Origin of the sequence: Sphingopyxis sp. Geo25, assembly GCF_949769135.1 — a bacterium.
GTDB lineage: Bacteria > Pseudomonadota > Alphaproteobacteria > Sphingomonadales > Sphingomonadaceae > Sphingopyxis.
Window position 1 is genome coordinate 238,622 of sequence record NZ_CATKOZ010000004.1, and the last position, 17,005, is coordinate 255,626.

At 63.5% G+C, this 17,005-nt stretch carries 20 protein-coding genes; 13 read left to right on the plus strand and 7 right to left on the minus strand.

What is annotated here, in order from left to right:
- Positions 1–42: 42 nt before the first annotated feature.
- The 6 genes from rpiB to QOL68_RS13530 are packed head-to-tail and all read left to right on the plus strand — an operon-like array spanning position 43 to position 3,489.
- The gene (gene rpiB, locus QOL68_RS13505; RefSeq protein ID WP_282949546.1) at positions 43–495 is read left to right on the plus strand and encodes a ribose 5-phosphate isomerase B; all 453 of its coding nucleotides are present in this window, start codon (positions 43–45) and stop codon (positions 493–495) included.
- Complete coding sequence (glyA, locus tag QOL68_RS13510) at positions 492–1,799, plus strand: serine hydroxymethyltransferase (protein ID WP_058453866.1); 1,308 nt, start codon at positions 492–494, stop codon at positions 1,797–1,799. The genes rpiB and glyA overlap by 4 nt, the downstream gene beginning before the upstream one ends.
- A gap of 4 nt (positions 1,800–1,803) precedes the next feature.
- Positions 1,804–2,022 carry a hypothetical protein gene (locus QOL68_RS13515; RefSeq protein ID WP_058453867.1) on the plus strand — a complete coding sequence of 73 codons (219 nt, stop codon included), beginning with the start codon at positions 1,804–1,806 and terminating at the stop codon, positions 2,020–2,022.
- A 3-nt stretch (positions 2,023–2,025) separates the two neighbouring features.
- On the plus strand, positions 2,026–2,493 hold the full coding sequence (gene nrdR, locus QOL68_RS13520) for a transcriptional regulator NrdR (RefSeq protein WP_058815301.1): 468 nt from the start codon (positions 2,026–2,028) through the stop codon (positions 2,491–2,493).
- Complete coding sequence (locus QOL68_RS13525) at positions 2,490–3,218, plus strand: RNA methyltransferase (RefSeq protein ID WP_282949545.1); 729 nt, start codon at positions 2,490–2,492, stop codon at positions 3,216–3,218. Before nrdR ends, QOL68_RS13525 begins: the two co-directional genes overlap by 4 nt.
- Before the next feature lie 28 nt (positions 3,219–3,246).
- Complete coding sequence (locus QOL68_RS13530) at positions 3,247–3,489, plus strand: hypothetical protein (RefSeq protein ID WP_283404321.1); 243 nt, start codon at positions 3,247–3,249, stop codon at positions 3,487–3,489.
- Between the two features lie 43 nt (positions 3,490–3,532).
- Here QOL68_RS13530 and QOL68_RS13535 read toward each other — a convergent pair whose 3' ends face one another.
- Positions 3,533–3,841 carry a chorismate mutase gene (locus QOL68_RS13535; protein ID WP_282949543.1) on the minus strand — a complete coding sequence of 103 codons (309 nt, stop codon included), beginning with the start codon at positions 3,839–3,841 and terminating at the stop codon, positions 3,533–3,535.
- Between the two features lie 201 nt (positions 3,842–4,042).
- Here QOL68_RS13535 and rpsD point away from each other — a divergent pair, with 201 nt between their 5' ends.
- On the plus strand, positions 4,043–4,654 hold the full coding sequence (rpsD, locus tag QOL68_RS13540; protein ID WP_058453872.1) for a 30S ribosomal protein S4: 612 nt from the start codon (positions 4,043–4,045) through the stop codon (positions 4,652–4,654).
- Positions 4,655–4,726: 72 nt separating this feature from the next.
- On the opposite strand, the gene QOL68_RS13545 is transcribed toward rpsD, so the two are convergent.
- A complete protein-coding gene (locus QOL68_RS13545; RefSeq protein ID WP_282949542.1) occupies positions 4,727–6,673 on the minus strand; it encodes an alpha/beta hydrolase family protein in 1,947 nt (648 codons plus the stop codon).
- A 205-nt stretch (positions 6,674–6,878) separates the two neighbouring features.
- Between QOL68_RS13545 and QOL68_RS13550 the strand changes: the two genes are divergently transcribed.
- The 4 genes from QOL68_RS13550 to QOL68_RS13565 all read left to right on the plus strand — a co-directional run bounded on the left by QOL68_RS13550 (position 6,879) and on the right by QOL68_RS13565 (position 11,224).
- Positions 6,879–8,558, plus strand: coding sequence for a M28 family metallopeptidase (locus tag QOL68_RS13550; RefSeq protein ID WP_282949541.1), 1,680 nt, complete (start codon positions 6,879–6,881; stop codon positions 8,556–8,558).
- A 106-nt stretch (positions 8,559–8,664) separates the two neighbouring features.
- A complete protein-coding gene (locus tag QOL68_RS13555; protein ID WP_282949540.1) occupies positions 8,665–9,648 on the plus strand; it encodes an agmatine deiminase family protein in 984 nt (327 codons plus the stop codon).
- Positions 9,649–9,706: 58 nt separating this feature from the next.
- Positions 9,707–10,558, plus strand: a complete 852-nt coding sequence (gene aguB, locus QOL68_RS13560; protein WP_282949539.1) for an N-carbamoylputrescine amidase — start codon at positions 9,707–9,709, stop codon at positions 10,556–10,558.
- Positions 10,559–10,579: 21 nt separating this feature from the next.
- Entirely contained in the window at positions 10,580–11,224 is a 645-nt protein-coding gene (locus QOL68_RS13565) for an FABP family protein (protein WP_282949538.1), read from the plus strand.
- Positions 11,225–11,227: 3 nt separating this feature from the next.
- Here the strand turns inward: QOL68_RS13565 and QOL68_RS13570 are convergent, their stop codons facing one another.
- The 5 genes from QOL68_RS13570 to QOL68_RS13590 all read right to left on the minus strand — a co-directional run bounded on the left by QOL68_RS13570 (position 11,228) and on the right by QOL68_RS13590 (position 15,753).
- The gene (locus QOL68_RS13570; RefSeq protein WP_282949537.1) at positions 11,228–11,848 is read right to left on the minus strand and encodes a PilZ domain-containing protein; all 621 of its coding nucleotides are present in this window, start codon (positions 11,846–11,848) and stop codon (positions 11,228–11,230) included.
- 290 nt (positions 11,849–12,138) lie between these two features.
- On the minus strand, positions 12,139–13,179 hold the full coding sequence (locus QOL68_RS13575; RefSeq protein ID WP_282949536.1) for a rod shape-determining protein: 1,041 nt from the start codon (positions 13,177–13,179) through the stop codon (positions 12,139–12,141).
- A gap of 446 nt (positions 13,180–13,625) precedes the next feature.
- Complete coding sequence (locus QOL68_RS13580) at positions 13,626–14,138, minus strand: hypothetical protein (protein WP_282949535.1); 513 nt, start codon at positions 14,136–14,138, stop codon at positions 13,626–13,628.
- A 30-nt stretch (positions 14,139–14,168) separates the two neighbouring features.
- On the minus strand, positions 14,169–15,074 hold the full coding sequence (locus tag QOL68_RS13585; RefSeq protein ID WP_282949534.1) for a hypothetical protein: 906 nt from the start codon (positions 15,072–15,074) through the stop codon (positions 14,169–14,171).
- Positions 15,061–15,753 (minus strand): hypothetical protein, encoded by a 693-nt coding sequence (locus tag QOL68_RS13590; RefSeq protein ID WP_282949533.1) that lies wholly within the window; start codon positions 15,751–15,753, stop codon positions 15,061–15,063. Before QOL68_RS13590 ends, QOL68_RS13585 begins: the two co-directional genes overlap by 14 nt.
- Positions 15,754–15,764: 11 nt before the next feature.
- Here QOL68_RS13590 and QOL68_RS13595 point away from each other — a divergent pair, with 11 nt between their 5' ends.
- Positions 15,765–15,908 (plus strand): hypothetical protein, encoded by a 144-nt coding sequence (locus QOL68_RS13595; protein ID WP_282949532.1) that lies wholly within the window; start codon positions 15,765–15,767, stop codon positions 15,906–15,908.
- Between the two features lie 27 nt (positions 15,909–15,935).
- Positions 15,936–16,910, plus strand: coding sequence for a hypothetical protein (locus QOL68_RS13600; protein WP_282949531.1), 975 nt, complete (start codon positions 15,936–15,938; stop codon positions 16,908–16,910).
- Positions 16,911–17,005 lie beyond the last annotated feature (95 nt).

Here is a 17,005-nt window from a genome sequence, read left to right on the forward strand (position 1 = left end):
AGCGCGCTCATCGATTCCCTTCGACCACACGGGAGCCGCGCCATGCGCATCGCGATAGCCTCTGACCATGCCGCTTACGAGCTCAAGGCCCTGCTCGCCGACTGGCTGCGCGCCGACGGCCACGAGGTCGCCGATCTCGGCACCAACGGCCCCGACAGCGTCGATTATCCCGACTATGGCTATCGCCTTGCCGAGGCTGTGGCGAGCGGCAGCGCCGAAAGGGGCGTCGCGCTTTGCGGATCGGGCATCGGCATCTCGATCTCGGTCAACCGCAATCCGGCGTGCCGCTGCGCGCTCGTTTCCGAACCGCTGTCGGCGAAACTGTCGCGCGAGCATAATGACGCCAATGTCATCGCGCTCGGCGCGCGGTTGACTGGCATCGACATGGCGAAGGCGTGCATCACCGCCTTCCTGACCACCGACTTCGCGGGCGACCGCCACGCACGCCGCGTCGACAAGCTTTCCCACCCTCCCATTCTGGAGACCAGCCGATGACCACCGAAACGCTCGCCAAGCCCATCAAGTCGGCCGGCTATTTCACCGATGGCGTCGGCGCGACCGATCCGGCGGTCGCCGCCGCGATCAAGCATGAGCTCGAGCGCGAGCAATATCAGATCGAGCTGATCGCCTCGGAAAATATCGTCTCGAAGGCGGTGCTCGAGGCGCAGGGCTCGGTCTTCACCAACAAATATGCCGAGGGCTATCCGGGCAAGCGCTACTATCAGGGCTGCGCGCCGTCGGACGAAGTCGAAACGCTGGCGATCGACCGCGCGAAGAAGCTGTTCGACTGCAATTTCGCCAACGTCCAGCCGCATTCGGGCGCGCAGGCGAACGGCGCGGTGATGCTCGCGCTGACCAAGCCCGGCGCGACGATCCTCGGTATGAGCCTCGACGCCGGCGGTCACCTGACCCACGGCGCCCCGCCCGCCATGTCGGGCAAATGGTTCAATGCCGTGCAATATGGCGTCCGCGCCGACGACCATCTCGTCGATTTCGACCAGGTCGAGGCGCTCGCGAAAGAACACCGTCCCTCGCTGATCATTGCAGGCGGCTCGGCCTATCCGCGCACGCTCGACTTCGCGCGCTTCCGTGCGATTGCCGATGACGTCGGCGCGTTGCTGATGGTCGACATGGCGCATTTCGCCGGTCTCGTCGCCGGCGGCGCGCATCCGTCGCCGATGGAGCATGCGCATGTCGTCACCACGACGACGCACAAGACGTTGCGCGGCCCGCGCGGCGGCATGATCCTGACCAATGACGAGGCGATCGCCAAGCGCATCAATTCGGCGGTCTTCCCCGGACTGCAGGGCGGGCCGCTGGTCCATGTCATCGCCGCCAAGGCGGTGGCGTTCGGCGAAGCGCTGCGCCCCGAGTTCAAGGACTATGCAAAGGCGACGATCGCCAACGCACAGGCACTCGCCAACCGGCTGAAGGCGCGCGGCGCCGATGTCGTCGCGGGCGGCACCGACACGCACCTCGCGCTGATCGACCTGCGCCCGCTCGGCATCACGGGCCGCGACGCCGACGAGGCGCTCGAACGCAGCGCGATCACCTGCAACAAGAATGGCGTGCCCTTCGATCCGCTGCCGCCGGTCAAGACCAGCGGCATCCGCGTCGGATCGCCCGCGGGGACGACGCGGGGCTTCGGGATCGCCGAGTTCGAGGAGATCGGCGACATGGTTGCCGACGTTCTGGAAGCGCTGCGCGACAAGGGCGAGCATGGCGACGCCGATGTCGAGGCCGACGTGCGCGGCCGCGTCCGCGCGCTCTGCGAACGCTTCCCCATCTATCAGGGATAATCCAATGGCGCGGCAGCACCCCGAGGAACCGACGCTGGTCGAGCTGACGATCGAAGAGGTCAAGGCGATGGGCAAGCAGGGGATGGACCATCCCTCGACGCGCCCGGTGCTGATCGGCGGTGGGCTCGGGGCGGTTGCGGGCGCGATCCTGCCGGTCGTCACCTGGCCGGTCGGCCTGTTCGCGGGCGCCGCGATCGCGCTCTATTCGCGGGTGAAACGCTGATCCATGCGCTGCCCCTATTGCGGACATGAAGACAGCCAGGTGAAGGACAGCCGCCCGACCGAGGACGGTGCTGCGATCCGCCGCCGCCGCCAGTGCGAGGACTGCGGCGCGCGCTTCACGACCTTCGAGCGAATCCAGCTGCGCGAGGTCGCCGTGCTGAAAGCTGGCGGCGGCCGCGAGCCCTTCGACCGCGAGAAACTGATGCGCAGCGTCCAGATCGCCTGCCGCAAGCGCCCGATCGACGGCGCGCGGATCGAGCGGCTTGTGTCGGGCATCCAGCGCCAGCTCGAAACCTCGGGCGAAAATGAGGTGCAGGCGGCGCAAATCGGCGCGATGGTGATGGAAGCGCTCAAGGGCTTCGACAATGTCGCCTATATCCGCTTCGCCAGCGTCTATCGCGATTTCACCGAAGCCAAGGATTTCGAGGAATTCGCCTCTTCGATCACCGAGGCAGCACGGCCCGGCAAATGAGCGCGGCCGCCCCGCCCCCCGTCATCGTTCTCGTAAGACCGCAGCTTGGCGAAAATATCGGCAAGGCGGCGCGCGCGATGCTCAATTTCGGGCTGACCGAGCTGCGCCTCGTCGCGCCGCGCGATGGCTGGCCGAATCCCGATGCGGGGCCGGCGGCGTCCGGCGCCGATATCGTGCTGGCAAAGGCCGAGGTCTTCGACACGCTGGCCGACGCAGTGGCCGATTGCACGACCATCTACGCGACCACGGTGCGCAAGCGCGGCGTGAGCAAGCCCGTCCTCACGCCCGAGGAGGCGGCGAAGCAGGTCCACGCGACGGCGGGCCGGTCGGCCTATGTCTTCGGCCCCGAACGATCGGGGCTCGAAACCGACGATGTCGCGCTCGCGCACACCATCGTAACGGTGCCGATCAACCCCGAATTCGGCTCGCTGAACCTGGCGCAGGCGGTGATCCTGCTCGCCTATGAATGGTCGAAGGGCGTCGCGCTGGCGAGCCCGCCCGAAGTGCCGCTCGACCCGCCCGCCGAGCATGGCGAGATGGAGCAGCTGATCCAGCATTTCATTCGCGACCTCGACGCCGCGGGCTATTTCTTTCCCGCCGACCGCACCGAAGCGACGCTGCGCACCTTGCGGACGGCGCTCACCAAGACCGGCTGGTCGTATAATGATATCAGGATGATGCACGGCATCATTACGATACTTGGCAGGACGCCCCGGCCGCGATAACGGAGCGCATCCTCATGCGGAGATTATGATGCTCTCTCTCGTTCTTTCGTTGATGCTGTCCGCGGCCGCCCCCGAAGCCGCGCCCCCTGCCGATCCCGCGACGACCACCATCAAGGCCAAGAAGCCCAAGAAGATCTGCCAGAGCCACACCAACACCGGCTCGCGCATGAAGCGCCAGACTTGCAAGACGCAGCAGGAGTGGGAAAGCGAGCAGCAGACCAACGTCGGCAGCGATGCGCGCCTGACCCACGGCGCCGGCGGCGGCAACTGAGCCCTGGACCCTGTTTCAGCAAGGAGCAGGGTCTTGGCGGGCGTCAGCGGCGAAGGGCATCCCACTTGATCGCTTCATAGGCGATCGACTGTTCGACCAGTTCGTTCCAGACGGCGCGCAGCCGCGCGGGCTCCAGCCCCGCCGTTTCCGCTGCGCGCGCGACATTGTCGAGAACCTCGGCCTTGCGGGCTTCGTCGCGCACCGAATTCCGGTCGGTCTTGATCCGGGCTGCGGCATCCATATAGCCGAACCGGCGCGCCAGCAGCGCGACGAGTTCGCGGTCGATCTGGTCGACCCCGGCGCGCACCTCGATCATCGTTTCGCAATCGTCGGGTAGTTTGATGACGGTCATGCGGGCTGCCTTTAGCGGCTTTTTCCGCGCCGTCCAGCATGGGACGCGGGCTTGACTCCTCCCTCCCCACCGTCTAACGGCGCGCCTTCGCAGATTGACCCCGCACCCCGGTGAAGCGGTGGTCGCACATGGCAAGCCTATGTGGTGCGATCCGGGATAAACGCCGAAATCCTTCGGCACACAGCAAATTGGAGACGACATATGTCGAAGCGCCAGAGCGCCAAGTATAAACTCGACCGCCGGATGGGCGAAAACATCTGGGGTCGCCCGAAGAGCCCGGTCAACCGCCGCGAATATGGCCCCGGCCAGCACGGTCAGCGCCGCAAGGGCAAGATGTCGGACTTCGGCATCCAGCTCCGCGCGAAGCAGAAGCTGAAGGGCTATTACGGCGACATCACCGAGAAGCAGTTTAAGAAGAACTATTTCGAGGCGTCGCGCATGAAGGGCGATACCGGCCAGAACCTGATCGGCCTGCTCGAACGCCGCCTCGACGCGATCGTCTATCGCTCGAAGTTCGCGCCGACGATTTTCTCGGCGCGCCAGCTCGTCAGCCATGGCCACGTCTATGTGAACGGCGTGAAGTGCAACATCGCGAGCCGCCTCGTGAAGCCGGGCGACGAAGTCACCCTCGGCAAGAAGGCGCAGGAAATGGCGCTGGTCGCCGAAGCGCAGAGCCTGCCCGAGCGCGACCTGCCCGAATATCTGGCGCTCGACGGCACCAAGGCGACCTTCGTCCGCGTGCCCACGCTCGACGAAGTGCCCTATCCGGTGAAGATGGAACCGAACCTCGTCGTCGAATTCTATTCGCGCTGATCGGCTTCGCTATCGAATTCAAGAAGGGGCGGTCCGGAAACGGGCCGCTCCTTTTCGTTTAGCCTGCCTCCCTCAATGCGGCAGGAAGGCCGAGATCTTCCGCAGCATTTCGGTACGCGCCTCCGACGCCTCGAGCGCGTGGCCGAGGTCGGGATATTCGACAAGTTCGACGCGCTTTTTCGCGCCCTCGAGCGCACGCTTCATCGTGCGCGACTGCGCGATCGCGACATTCTGGTCGAGCGTGCCATGAAACATCAGCACCGGCGCCTTGATCGCCCCCGCATTTTCTGCGGGGGATCCCTCGCGAATATGCGGCCCCGTCCCGATGAACTTGCCCTCGATACGGCCGGTGCCGTCGCGTGACGCCTCATCCTTCAGTTGCGCGAGATCGGTGACCGGCGCGATCGCGACGATCGACTTGAACAGGTCGGGTGCGAGTACCCCCGATTGCAGCGCGGCATAGCCGCCATAGGACCAGCCGACGATCGACAGCTTCGCAGGATCGGCGCCCTCTTTGACCAGCCAGCGGCCGGCGTCGGTCACATCGCCCACCGCGGTGCGCCACGACTGGAAACCGTTGTTCTGATACCATTGGTCACCGAAGCCCGCCGAGCCGCGATAATTGGGCTGCAGCACCGCATAGCCGCTTTGCGCGAAATATTGCGCCAGCCAGTCAAAACCCCATTCATCGCGCGCCGAGGGTCCGCCGTGCGGCATCACGATCGCGGGCAGTCCCTTCGCGTCGGTTCGCCCCGGCGGCAGCGTCAGATAGCCCGGCACCAGCGTGCCATCGCCCGCAGGATAAGTGATCGCCTTTACCGGCGACAGTTTCACGGTCGCAAGCTGTTCGCGCGACAGCAAGAGCGGCCGCAGTTCCTTGGCGGCAGGTACATAGAGATAATAGGCGCCGGGATCGGTGTCGGATTCGGCGCGAACGATATAGCGGCTCTCGTCGGCCGACGCGTCGACGATCACCACGGGCTTCCCGCCCAGCGCCCGCGACAGCGAGTTCGTCATCTTCGCGATCGCGGGGTCGGTCATGACGGCGGTGCGCTGGTCGGTGGCATAGGACACGCCGACGATCCGACCGTTACGTCCGACGCGGACGATATCGTCGACGTCGACTTCGGGATGTTTGTAGATGGTCGTCGTCGTCCCGCTGCCATCGAGCGCCATCGCGACCACCGCCTGGCGGCCGTCGATCTTCTGGAAGCCATAGACGCGATCCGTCGCGGCATCGACCGCTGCCGGCCGGAATCCCTCTTCGGTCACGACGTCGCGCTGCGCGAGATATTGCCAGCTGCCGCCGGCTTTCGGCCGGAAGGAATAGCGAACGACCGGATCATATTGCCCGACGCTGCTTGTATAGCCCTGCGTCTCCATGATGCGGACATTGCCCTGCCCGTCCGACAGATAGTTCGTCGCATCACGGTTGGCCGATTCGACTCGGCGCGCCGTGCCGTTCACCGAATCCACCCGGTCGACGCCCAGCCCCTCTGCCTTTTTCGCGAGATTCGTACCGATGGCGGCCTCGGGAACATAGCTGCGCGTCATCAACAGCGACCCATTGTCGGTCGAAGACCAGTCGATCACATTGCCGCCGCGAAAATCGGCGTAGAGCGATCGATCACTGCGACGATTGCTGAGCAGGCGAAGATTGCCGCCCGTCGCGTCGACGGCAATGATATTGCTCGCCCCCATGATGTCGCCGGCCACCACATCGCGCTGGAAGGTCTGGCACGCAAGGCGGGCATTGGTCACCCAGCCGCACCAGCCGAGACTGCCGTCGGCGCCGCCGTCGCTCGACAGGATCACGCGCGGCTGCGCGCCTTCGGCCGTATCGACGATGAACAGCTGGCGCTTCTGCTTCGCACCCTGCCCGATGAAGGCAAGATGCTGACCATCGGGCGACAGGCTGACGTCGAGGATCGATTCGAGCGCGCCGAACCGCGCCGCGAGATCATTCTCCTGCGCCTGCGCTGCCGGGACAGCGGCAAGCGACGCCTGCAGGGCCAGCACCGACAGGCCCCGAACGAATAATTTATGCGAAACCAAGATATATTCCCCCGTTAGAATCTTATGGGGAATGACTGCCACCCGCACCGGAATTATCAAGCGTCTTTGGAACCTTATCGGCAGCTTCGCCTCTTGCGCTGCGCCTTGCATCGACGCGCGGCGGCTGGCACAAGCCCGGTCGCCCGCAAACGAAACCCCAAGGAATTCCATGCTTCGCTTCCCCCGAACCACCGCAGCCTTTGCGGTCCTCCTGTCCGTCGCGGCGTGCGGCGGTGCCGACAAGGCGGCCACCGCCGTCGCCCTGCCCGACGTCCAGTTCCCCGATCTGTCGCTGCAGACGCTGCAGGATGTCACCAGGGAACTGTCCTCCGACGCCTATGAGGGCCGCGCGCCCGGCACCGTGGGCGAGGAAAAGACGATCGCCTATCTGATCAAGCAATATGAGGCGGCGGGGCTGAAGCCCGGCAACAACGGCAAGTGGACGCAGGATGTCCCGCTGGTCGAGATCACGACGAAGAATGCAACCCCGCTGGCCTTCACCGGCGGCAAGGCGCCCGTCACGTTGCAATATGCGAAGGACTATGTCGCCTTCAGCTACCGCGTGCAGCCGAAGACCGAGATCAAGGACAGCGACGTCGTTTTCGTCGGCTATGGCATCAACGCGCCCGAAAAGGGCTGGAACGACTATGCCGGGCTCGACGTCAAGGGCAAGACCGTCATCATCCTCGTCAACGACCCCGACTGGCAGACAAAGGAAGCCAAGGGCGAATTCAACGGCCGCGCGATGACCTATTACGGCCGCTGGACCTATAAATATGAGGAAGCGGCGCGTCAGGGCGCCGCCGCCGCGCTGATCGTCCACGACACCGAACCCGCCGCCTATGGCTGGAACGTCGTCGAATCGAGCAACACCGGCGCCAATTATCTGGCCGAAAGCAAGGACGGCGGCGCCAAGGAAACCGCCGCGAACGGCTGGATCCAGCTCGGCAAGGCGAAGGAGCTGTTCGCGAGCGCGGGACAGGATTTCGAGGCGCTGCGCACCGCCGCCGCGAAAAAGGGCTTCAAGCCCGTCGCGCTGACGGGCGTGAAGGCCAACTTCAGCTTCGACAACGCGATCGCCAAGAAGATGTCGCATAACGTCATCGGCGTGCTGCCGGGCGCCAAGCGGCCCGACGAATATGTGCTCTATACCGGCCATTGGGACCATCTGGGCCGCTGCACGCCGGTGAACGGCGACGACATCTGCAACGGCGCGGTCGACAATGCGAGCGGCATCGCGGGTCTCGTCACGCTGGCACAGGCCTATAAAAAGGCCGGCGCGCCCGACCGCAGCATCGTGTTCCTCGCCGTCACGGCAGAAGAATCGGGTCTGCTCGGCTCCAAATATTATGCCGAAAACCCGATCTTCCCGCTCGGCCAGACGGTCGGCGGCGTGAATATGGACTCGCTCAATCCGAACGGCCCGGCGAAGGACATCGTCGTCGTCGGCCGCGGCAAGTCGCAGCTCGACAGCTATCTGGAAAAGATCGCCAAGGCCGCGAACATCGCGATCGTCGACGAACCGACCCCCGAAAAGGGCTTTTACTATCGGTCGGACCACTTCAGCTTCGCGAAGCTGGGCGTTCCCTTCTTCAACTTCGGCGCGGGCGACGATCTGGTCGATGGCGGCAAGGAAGCGGGCAAGAAGGCCGCGGAAGATTATGAGAAGAACCGCTATCACGCGCCGGGCGACGAATATGACGCGATCAAGAACTGGGACGGCATGCTCGCCGACCTGAAGCTCTTCTATGCCGCCGGCCGCATGCTCGCATCGACCGACGCGTGGCCGAACTGGAACGAAGGCGACGAGTTCCGCGCCGCGCGCGACAAGTCGCGCCCGGCGAAGTAGAGCTTCGTCATTGCGAGCGAAGCGAAGCAAGCCAGAGCGGTATAGGCAGCTCTGGATTGCCGCGTCGCTTCGCTCCTCGCCATGACGAGATAAAGGACAAGCGCCCATGACGCTCAAGATGCCCGCAGAATGGGCGCCGCATGAGGCGGTGTGGATCGGATTTCCGCACCTCGATGACGAATGGGCGGGCGCCATCAACGCGGCCCGCGCCGACGTCGCCGCCTTCGCGAACGCCGTTCATGATGGCGGCCGCGGCGAAGAGGTCCGGCTGGTCGTCAACGACGAACGGCAGGCGGAAATCGCCGCAAGCCTCGTCGACGCGGGCGTCCGCATCCTCGTCCAGCCGCTCGGCGATATCTGGCTGCGCGACACCGGGCCGATCATCGCCGGCATCGGCGCCACGCGGCGCGCGCGCAATTTCGAATTCAACTGGTGGGGCGAGAAATTCGTCATGCCGGGCGATCAGGAAGTGGGTGCGGCGCTCGCCGCCGGATCGGGCCTGCCCGTGGACGATCAGGACTGGGTGCTCGAAGGCGGCGCGATCGACGTCGACGGCAGCGGCCTCTGCGTCACGACCGAGGAATGCCTCCTTAACACCAACCGCAACCCGGTGCTGACGCGCGAGGATATCGCGGTGCGCCTGCACCAGTCGCTCGGCATCGACCGGCTGCTGTGGCTCGGCAACGGGCTGATCGGCGATCACACCGACGGCCATGTCGACAATCTCGCGCGCTTCGTCGGCGAAGGTCGCCTCGCGCTTCCCGTTGCCGCGGGCAACGATGACCCCAACGCCCATGTCTATGCCGACGCCCGCGCCCGCACCGCGGCGTTCGGCGGAATCGAGATCGTCGACCTGCCCTCGCCGGGCCGGGTCGAAATCGACGGCGAAATCGCGGCCGCGAGCTATATGAATTTCTACATCGGCAATACGGTCGTTGTCGTCCCGACCTATGGCGTGGCGAACGATCAGGCCGCGGTCGACATGCTTGCCGCGCTCTTCCCCGATCGCCGCGCCGTCGGCGTGCCCGCGCGCGGGATCATCGTCGGCGGCGGCAGCTTCCATTGCTCGAGCCAGCAGCTTCCGGCCTAGCATAAGGGGCGAAGCGCCCTATATTCCGGCTCGATTCTCGCGCCACCACGGACGAACCATGACCCGCACCATCACCGTCGCCGCGCTACAGCTCCGCCTGCCCGGCCCCCTCCAGCCCAATATCGACGCCGTAACGGCGCTCGTCGAGGAAGCGGCGGCAAAGGGCGCGCAAGTGATCCTGCCGCCCGAACTCTTCGAAGGCCCCTATTTCTGCCAGGTCGAGGAGGAAGAACTCTTCGCAACCGCGCGCCCGACCGCCGAGCATCCGAGCGTCATCGCGATGCAGGCGCTCGCTGCGAAGCTCAAGGTCGCGATCCCGACCAGCTTCTTCGAAAAGGACGGGCCGCATTATTACAACACGCTTGCGATGATCGGTCCCGATGGCGCGATTATGGGGACGTACCGCAAGAGCCACATTCCCGATGGCCCCGGCTATGAAGAAAAATATTATTTCCGCCCCGGCAATACGGGCTTCAAGGTCTGGGACGTGTTCGGGACGCGGATCGGCGTCGGCGTGTGCTGGGACCAATGGTATCCCGAATGCGCGCGCGCAATGGCGCTTATGGGGGCCGAGCTGCTCTTCTACCCGACCGCGATCGGCAGCGAACCCTATGATGCCGACCTCGACACCAGCCGCATGTGGCGCCGCGCGATGCAGGGCCATGCGGTGTCGAACTGCATGCCGGTGATCGCCGCCAATCGTATAGGCGCCGAGGGCGACGCGAACTTCTATGGCCACAGCTTCATCACCGACGAATGGGGCGACATGACGCAGGCGTTCGGCGCAAGCGAAACCGGCGTGCTGGTCGAAACGATCGACCTCGACCGCGCGGCGAAGCACCGCGCCGGCATGGGCTTCTTCCGCGACCGCCGGCCGCAGCTTTACGGGCGGCTGGTCGAGGACATCTGATTGCGACCAAGGGGGCGAGCGATGGAATTACCTGACGATATCTTCACCGAGCCCGAGGACGTCGATCCCGAAACGCTGAACAATCTCGGCCCGCTGCGCCGACTGGCCGGCATATGGGAGGGCCAGCGCGGCGTCGACGTCAATCCGAAGGCCGACGGCCCCGAAACGCGCAAATATTATGAGCGGATCGAGATGCAGCCGATCGACCCGCAGGCGAACGGCCCCCAGCTTTTCTATGGCCTGCGCTATCATGTTCATATCAATACGCGCGAAGAGGACATCACCTTTCACGACCAGGTCGGCTATTGGCTTTATGAGGCCGCGACCGGTCTGATCCTGCAGACGCTGGCGATCCCGCGCGGGCAGATCGCGATCGCGGCGGGCCACGCCAAGCCGGGCGACAGGAAACTGGTCCTGAAAGCCGAGCGCGGCCAGACCGAATACGGTATCTGCTCGACGACTTTCCTCGACCTCGCCTTTCGCACCGACAGCTACCAGCTGACGATCGATTTTCACGACGACGGGTCGTGGAGTTATGTCTCCGACACGATGCTGATGGTGAAGGGCCGTGACGAGCCTTTCCTTCACCGCGACCATAACCGGCTGAGCAAGATCGGCGAGCCCGATCTCAATCCCTGGGCGAAGATCGCCAAAGGCAGGGCATAACGATCAGCTCTGGAAGCGGCGGATGCTTTCAAGGTCGGCGCGGTCGAGCGGCTGGGTCAGCCACAAGCCACCACGCGTCCCGCGCGCCCAGCGGACGATCGCCTTGCGGTGAATGCCGCTGGCGAGGGCCAGGTCGACCTCCTTGCCGACCTCGAGCGCACCGTCGTGGACGAACCCGGCGCCGCTCTGCGACAGGTCGACGAGTTCGATGTCGCTCGTCCCCTCTTCGGTCGTGACCTTCGCCCGCGTGTGCACGGGCAAGCGCGGCTGGCGATAGCCGCTGGCACGCTGTTCGGCGGCGAGTTGCTTCAGCACGTCGGCGACATCGACTTCCCGGTCGAACTCGACGCCAAGTCGGCCGCCCTCCGACCACACGACCTTACCGCGGACGACGACGGCGTCCGACAGCGCGATTTCGAGCTTCTCGCCGACCTCAACCGGCACGTCGGCGGCGAGCATCATCCCGCGATCCGACATGTTGCGGACGCGCCACAGCCCGACGTCGCCGTCGCGCGTCACCTTTGCGATGCGCCAGACGGTGCGATAGCGATCGCCGCCGCGACGATCGGCGTCCGCTCCGGCGACCGGCTGGGACACGGCATTGGCAGCGATCGGTTTCTTCATGCCATCCTCATTCGGAATAGCGCCGGGAGAGCGGGAATAGGTCATCGTTATACTTCAGTACGCATGAATAACGCCACCATATGCATAGCGAAAATCTTCTTATTACTCAACGCCGTCGCGTCCCGCAGTTAACGGTTCATCAACGAGTTAACCTGATCCCACCGCGACATTGCCTGCCGAATATGAATAAAATCCCCAATTTGCTAAATTTAACGGCGCCAGAACGGCGGCATTAAGTGCAGAAATGGGTAAATGACGGCCGGTGCGGGCACTCGCCTCGACGCGGCGGGTCAGGCGGCAGCCAAAGCTCCGTGAAACACGACTTCTTCCATGGCCTGTCCCGCCCCCATCGCGACGCAGATCAGGGCGTCGGACGCGACCCGTACCGGCAGGCCCGTCCGCTTCGCAATGGCCTGGTCCATCCGGCCGAGCAGCGCGCCGCCACCGGTCAGCGTGATGCCGTCGTCGATGATGTCGGCCGACAGTTCGGGCGCGGTCTCCTCGAGCGCCGCCATCACCGCCATCAGGATCTGGCCGACGGGTTCGGTGAGCGCTTCGGCGATTTCCGCCTCCGACACGGTGATTTCGGACGGACGGCCGCTGACCAGATCGCGGCCCTTGACCGCCATCGCCATCCCCGCGCCCTCGGGCGGGAGCGCGCAACCGAGCAGCAGCTTGACGCGCTCGGCGGTCATTTCGCCGATCATCATATTGTGCTTGCGGCGGATGTAGGAGGCGATCATGTCGTCCATCTTGTCGCCGCCGACGCGCACCGAATTGCAATAGGCGACCCCGCTCAGCGACAGCACCGCGACCTCGGTCGTCCCGCCGCCGATATCGACGACCATTGTCCCGCGCGGCTCGGTGACGGGCAAGCCGGCGCCGATCGCGGCGGCAAGCGGTTCGTCGATCAGCCGCACGCTCGCCGCGCCGGCATTGGTCGCGGCATCGCGGATGGCGCGGCGCTCGACCGCGGTCGAGGCCGACGGCACGCAGACGACGATGTGGCTGCGCGAGCGGAGCGGCCCGGCGACGCCCACCGCCTTTTCGATGAAATGCTTGAGCATCTGCTCGGCAATGTCGATGTCGGCGATCACGCCATCGCGCAAGGGGCGCAGCGCCTGGATATTGGCGGGTGTCTTGCCCATCATCAGCTTCGCCTCGTCGCCGACCACCTTGACGCGGCGGACGCCGTCGCGCGTCTCCAGCGCGATGACCGACGGTTCGTTGAGCACGATCCCGCGGTCGCGGGCGTAGATGACGGTATTCACCGTCCCGAGGTCGATGGCGATATCATGCGCGGCCGATGAGAAGCGCCGGAACATATTCATAAGCGAGGCGACACCCTGTTGCTGGGGCGCGAAAAAGCGCCCGTAAGGGGCAGACCCGCCCCAAGGCCCCCGCCTCTAAACCCACGCATGTTGGCTGGCCGTCATGGCGTCAATTGTTACAGGAGGCGGCGCGCCCGATTCATGAGCCCGGCCGTTTTCCAGACCGGACGAGCGGTTCGTCGCACGACGAATGGAGGATTTGCGCGGCGGTTATGGTGCCCCTGGCCGGACTCGAACCAGCACTCCTTGCGGAACTCGATTTTGAGTGCGGCGAGACTTCCGTATAATGCTGATAACATTATATAATTCTTGGCACAACTGAAAACTGTGTAAGGTTTTGTGTAAGTCTAGCGTCTGCTTCGCGCCTGATTTCGGTCATTCGAGTTCGCCTCCGAGGCACCTACAAGCAGTCACTCGAATCGAAGGCCAATCTACCTAGCGTGGTCTCATTTGGATGATGTCGTCACATATGTTGGCGCATTGGTGGCACTCGGGCTGCCTCCAATTGTGATGACCTGACCGGGCACTGCGGCCCTAAACATGCCCTGAAATTCCGAAGCGAGCTCTCCTTCAAAATGCTGTGCCTCTCGCTCCAGAGCGGTGAGAAGCTTTGCTCGCAGTGCATGACCAATCTTCTCAGCAGGATTGATCGTCCGCTTTGCCGTGACGTGTGCGATCTGAGTGTTGAGCTTGTCGCGCTCAGACCTTGTGAGTCCCGATAGGTGCGCGGCTGCGTAGTTACCGCCCGTGAAGTCTTTTGCGTGCTTGCCCTGTTTGTTGTCGAAGAATTCGAGCAACTGACGCGCATGGATGCAAAAAGCCTCGATCAATGCGTTCCGCAGGACATAATCTTCAGGCGGAGATTTCAGTCTCGCGTCGGTCTCTCTGAGCATCCAAAGTTCGTAAGGAAGGTGTTCGCCTAGGATTTCTTCGTTGGTTGCCTGTTTTGGCTTTGCCATTTCCCTCGCTCCACCTTGCTGTTTCAGGATTTATGCCGCTGGCTTGAGAGGCCCAATGGCGAATTCATTCTCGCCAATATCGACCCCGAATTCGCAGCCCAGTCCGAGGGCGATGGCTTCGCCCTTTGGCTTTGCCATGGGATTGTGCAGGGCCGCGCATTCCTTGACCGGCGAGATCGGCTCACCGAAATGCAGCGGCGTGTAGGCGACCGCATGGATGTGCTGAAATTCAGGTCGCAGGAAGAAATCGCGATCGACCGGATTCTTGCCCTCTTGGTCGATCGTCGCCTTGAAGTGCCAGCCGCCATCCATCGGCGTGTCGGCATCGTCGCCTAGCCGCACCGTCACATATTGGGAGCCGATGGGCAGGAATGCCTTTGCGAAATCGGGAACAGGCCCGCCGATTTCCGGCGCAACAGGCGATTCCTGGCTGAGCCGAAATCCCGAGATCGCCACGACAATGTAATCGGCTGCCGAAATCTCGCCCGCATCGCAGTGATTGCGGATCGCCTCGGCCTTCGTGGCAAAGCCGCCTGTTAGTCTCCGCAGCGCCGCATCCTCGGTCTTGGCGTCGGTTGACCATGAAGTGTAGCCGTCGCCCTTTGTCTCGGTCCATGTATCCGGCGAATGCGGCTCGGGGGTCGTAATCTCGACTAGCAGGCGCCCCTCTCCCAGCTTGAAGGCGAGATCGAAGCCCGGCACCCGGCCTAGCGGCTCCCAGCCTGCATCGAGGAATGCAGCCGCGAAAAGCAGCTCGGATATGCGCTGGGGCGTCTCACGGCGGAAACGCGCTGGGAAATCGTCGTCTAGGAGCATCTGAGCGCGGTCGAATGTGGCCTCGCACCATGCCGCTATATCGGGCCGGAAATCAGTCTTGCCCAGATTTCGGAAATAGCGGTGATCCGTCTCAAGCTCAGTGCCGTCAAAGAGCGCCATCAGCCGCGCGCCCCTTCGCCGCAAATACCTCTCCGACCACGCCTGTCGAATGGCCCCACCATTTGCGGGCCTCGTCGGCATCGCGCCCGTGATTGATGATCTTCAACATGAGCCCCCAGCCACCATCAGGAGGCCGATTGGCGCCCCTCATCCTTTGAATGCCGAGCTGCACCTGCCCCCACCAATTGCGTGCGTCGAACATGGCGCGTCCGATTTCGCTCGCTAGGCGCAGGCAATTCTCTGCGGTGCTGTCGGTGGGATCGGTGAAAACAATGTCGGTGTAGCTGCCGAGGTAGATCTTGGCCGCACCGGCATCGCAGTCGAAAAAGTGCTTTTCGCATCCGACAGTCTCGGTCGGACCTGTGGCGCTGTTGATGGCCAGGATTAGAGCCTCGTATTCGGGCCAGTCCTGCAACTCGGGGATCGCAGCGATTGCCTCCGGGTTGCCCTTGGTCCCAACATAGCCGTGGTTCTGATTGCCATCGGGCCTGCGAGCCGGGCCATAGCCAATCGGGGGGCCCAAGCTCGAATCCAGATAGATCACGCGCGCCTCATCTTGGAAAAGCACATGATCCTCGCTGGCATTGTCGAAGTCGATCGCTTGCGCAGCCCATGCATCGCGCAGCAGCTCAAACGTGAGCGAGTCGGGCTGAGCCTCTTGAGGGGTTTGCTCGGTCATGGCCTCGATCAGTGCTGTCGACCCGCTGGCGAGTCAATTTCGCGTTTGGGGCGGGCTTCAATTTCGCCGATCTGACGCTGAAAGCTGCCATTCCGCTCCCGGCCATAACCATCGACATCGTCAAAGCAGTGCCGCGATATAAAAAGTTTGTATGACCGCACGTTAGAGAACATATTCGCCTAATGCTGACCTCGTTCCTAAAGTTGCAGTTGCTCCTTTTGGGAGCCGCTTTCGTTTCACTTATTGCGCAACCATGTTCGGCGGAGGAGCAGAACCGTCGGCCGCTCGAAACTTTGGGCCACGAAATTGTGGTACGCGAGTATCCCGTAGCCGATGGTGCATCCAGGGAAGATGTCGCCGAAAAGGCCGTGCGCGACGTGGTGGCCGCGCGTGGCAGAGCCTTGTTCCAAGAGGGTTCCCTCAAGGACGGGCAGGTCCGGCTCGTTTATCCCGATGCCCTGATCGTCGTATCGAACATATATTCGAACAACATTATTTGCCGGATCGAAGTGCCTACGTCGAATTTGCGCGGTGGGGTCGACACCTCTTTGGTCATTCCACTTGCCGCACGGGCATGCCGAGCCACCGAAGAACGTAGCTGGGGCGCCGCGGGCCATAATCGGCCGATGTCAATCGGTACGGATTTCTTGCCAGAGAACCCCAGCGCCGAAGTCCGAATCTATGCTACCGACGAACTGTCTGGATTATTTCCGATCCTTGTGCGTGATATCGAATTGCAGGCCGGTACGACGGCAAGCGTGGTGCGGGGAGAGGACTGGAGAGACAGCTACCAGCGCGAGGGCGCGATACAATGGCGCTATGCATGGTTTGCCAACGGCACAGTTCTGGTGGTCAGGCACTTAATTGCTAATCGTGACGTGCGCGGACGTGAACGCGTAGGGCTAACTTGCGCTGTTTTGGCACCAGCCTTGAAACTCGATATCCTAGATGGTGGGTCATTCTCGACCTGGTGCGACAGCCAAGAAAGCAGGCTAGGCCCCGGCCTTCCAGATTATGTGCGAGCAGTAGGCACCTATCGGCGGCAGTTGCCGCCGAAAAGAGACGGCGTACCCGCTCCCTATGGTGGTTTTCACATGGGAGCATTCCCTGTCGGGCTGACGCAAGAATTCTGGCGAAACGGGATCGTCCCTCAGTAGTTCGCGTAGCGGGAACAAGCCCCCGGGATGATTGCGCGTCGGATTACCGGTGGAATGTGGCCATATCCCCCGTGTACGCGATCCGTATTAGGGAC

Excerpts from the sequence above, each read along its gene's own strand:
- rpiB (WP_282949546.1), top strand. The coding sequence starts at position 43 with ATGCGCATCGCGATAGCCTCTGACCATGCCGCTTACGAGCTCAAGGCC.
- glyA (WP_058453866.1), top strand. The coding sequence starts at position 492 with ATGACCACCGAAACGCTCGCCAAGCCCATCAAGTCGGCCGGCTATTTC.
- QOL68_RS13515 (WP_058453867.1), top strand. The coding sequence starts at position 1,804 with ATGGCGCGGCAGCACCCCGAGGAACCGACGCTGGTCGAGCTGACGATC.
- nrdR (WP_058815301.1), top strand. The coding sequence starts at position 2,026 with ATGCGCTGCCCCTATTGCGGACATGAAGACAGCCAGGTGAAGGACAGC.
- QOL68_RS13525 (WP_282949545.1), top strand. The coding sequence starts at position 2,490 with ATGAGCGCGGCCGCCCCGCCCCCCGTCATCGTTCTCGTAAGACCGCAG.
- QOL68_RS13530 (WP_283404321.1), top strand. The coding sequence starts at position 3,247 with ATGCTCTCTCTCGTTCTTTCGTTGATGCTGTCCGCGGCCGCCCCCGAA.
- QOL68_RS13535 (WP_282949543.1), bottom strand. The coding sequence starts at position 3,841 with ATGACCGTCATCAAACTACCCGACGATTGCGAAACGATGATCGAGGTG.
- rpsD (WP_058453872.1), top strand. The coding sequence starts at position 4,043 with ATGTCGAAGCGCCAGAGCGCCAAGTATAAACTCGACCGCCGGATGGGC.
- QOL68_RS13550 (WP_282949541.1), top strand. The coding sequence starts at position 6,879 with ATGCTTCGCTTCCCCCGAACCACCGCAGCCTTTGCGGTCCTCCTGTCC.
- QOL68_RS13555 (WP_282949540.1), top strand. The coding sequence starts at position 8,665 with ATGACGCTCAAGATGCCCGCAGAATGGGCGCCGCATGAGGCGGTGTGG.
- aguB (WP_282949539.1), top strand. The coding sequence starts at position 9,707 with ATGACCCGCACCATCACCGTCGCCGCGCTACAGCTCCGCCTGCCCGGC.
- QOL68_RS13565 (WP_282949538.1), top strand. The coding sequence starts at position 10,580 with ATGGAATTACCTGACGATATCTTCACCGAGCCCGAGGACGTCGATCCC.
- QOL68_RS13570 (WP_282949537.1), bottom strand. The coding sequence starts at position 11,848 with ATGAAGAAACCGATCGCTGCCAATGCCGTGTCCCAGCCGGTCGCCGGA.
- QOL68_RS13575 (WP_282949536.1), bottom strand. The coding sequence starts at position 13,179 with ATGAATATGTTCCGGCGCTTCTCATCGGCCGCGCATGATATCGCCATC.
- QOL68_RS13580 (WP_282949535.1), bottom strand. The coding sequence starts at position 14,138 with ATGGCAAAGCCAAAACAGGCAACCAACGAAGAAATCCTAGGCGAACAC.
- QOL68_RS13585 (WP_282949534.1), bottom strand. The coding sequence starts at position 15,074 with ATGGCGCTCTTTGACGGCACTGAGCTTGAGACGGATCACCGCTATTTC.
- QOL68_RS13590 (WP_282949533.1), bottom strand. The coding sequence starts at position 15,753 with ATGACCGAGCAAACCCCTCAAGAGGCTCAGCCCGACTCGCTCACGTTT.
- QOL68_RS13600 (WP_282949531.1), top strand. The coding sequence starts at position 15,936 with ATGCTGACCTCGTTCCTAAAGTTGCAGTTGCTCCTTTTGGGAGCCGCT.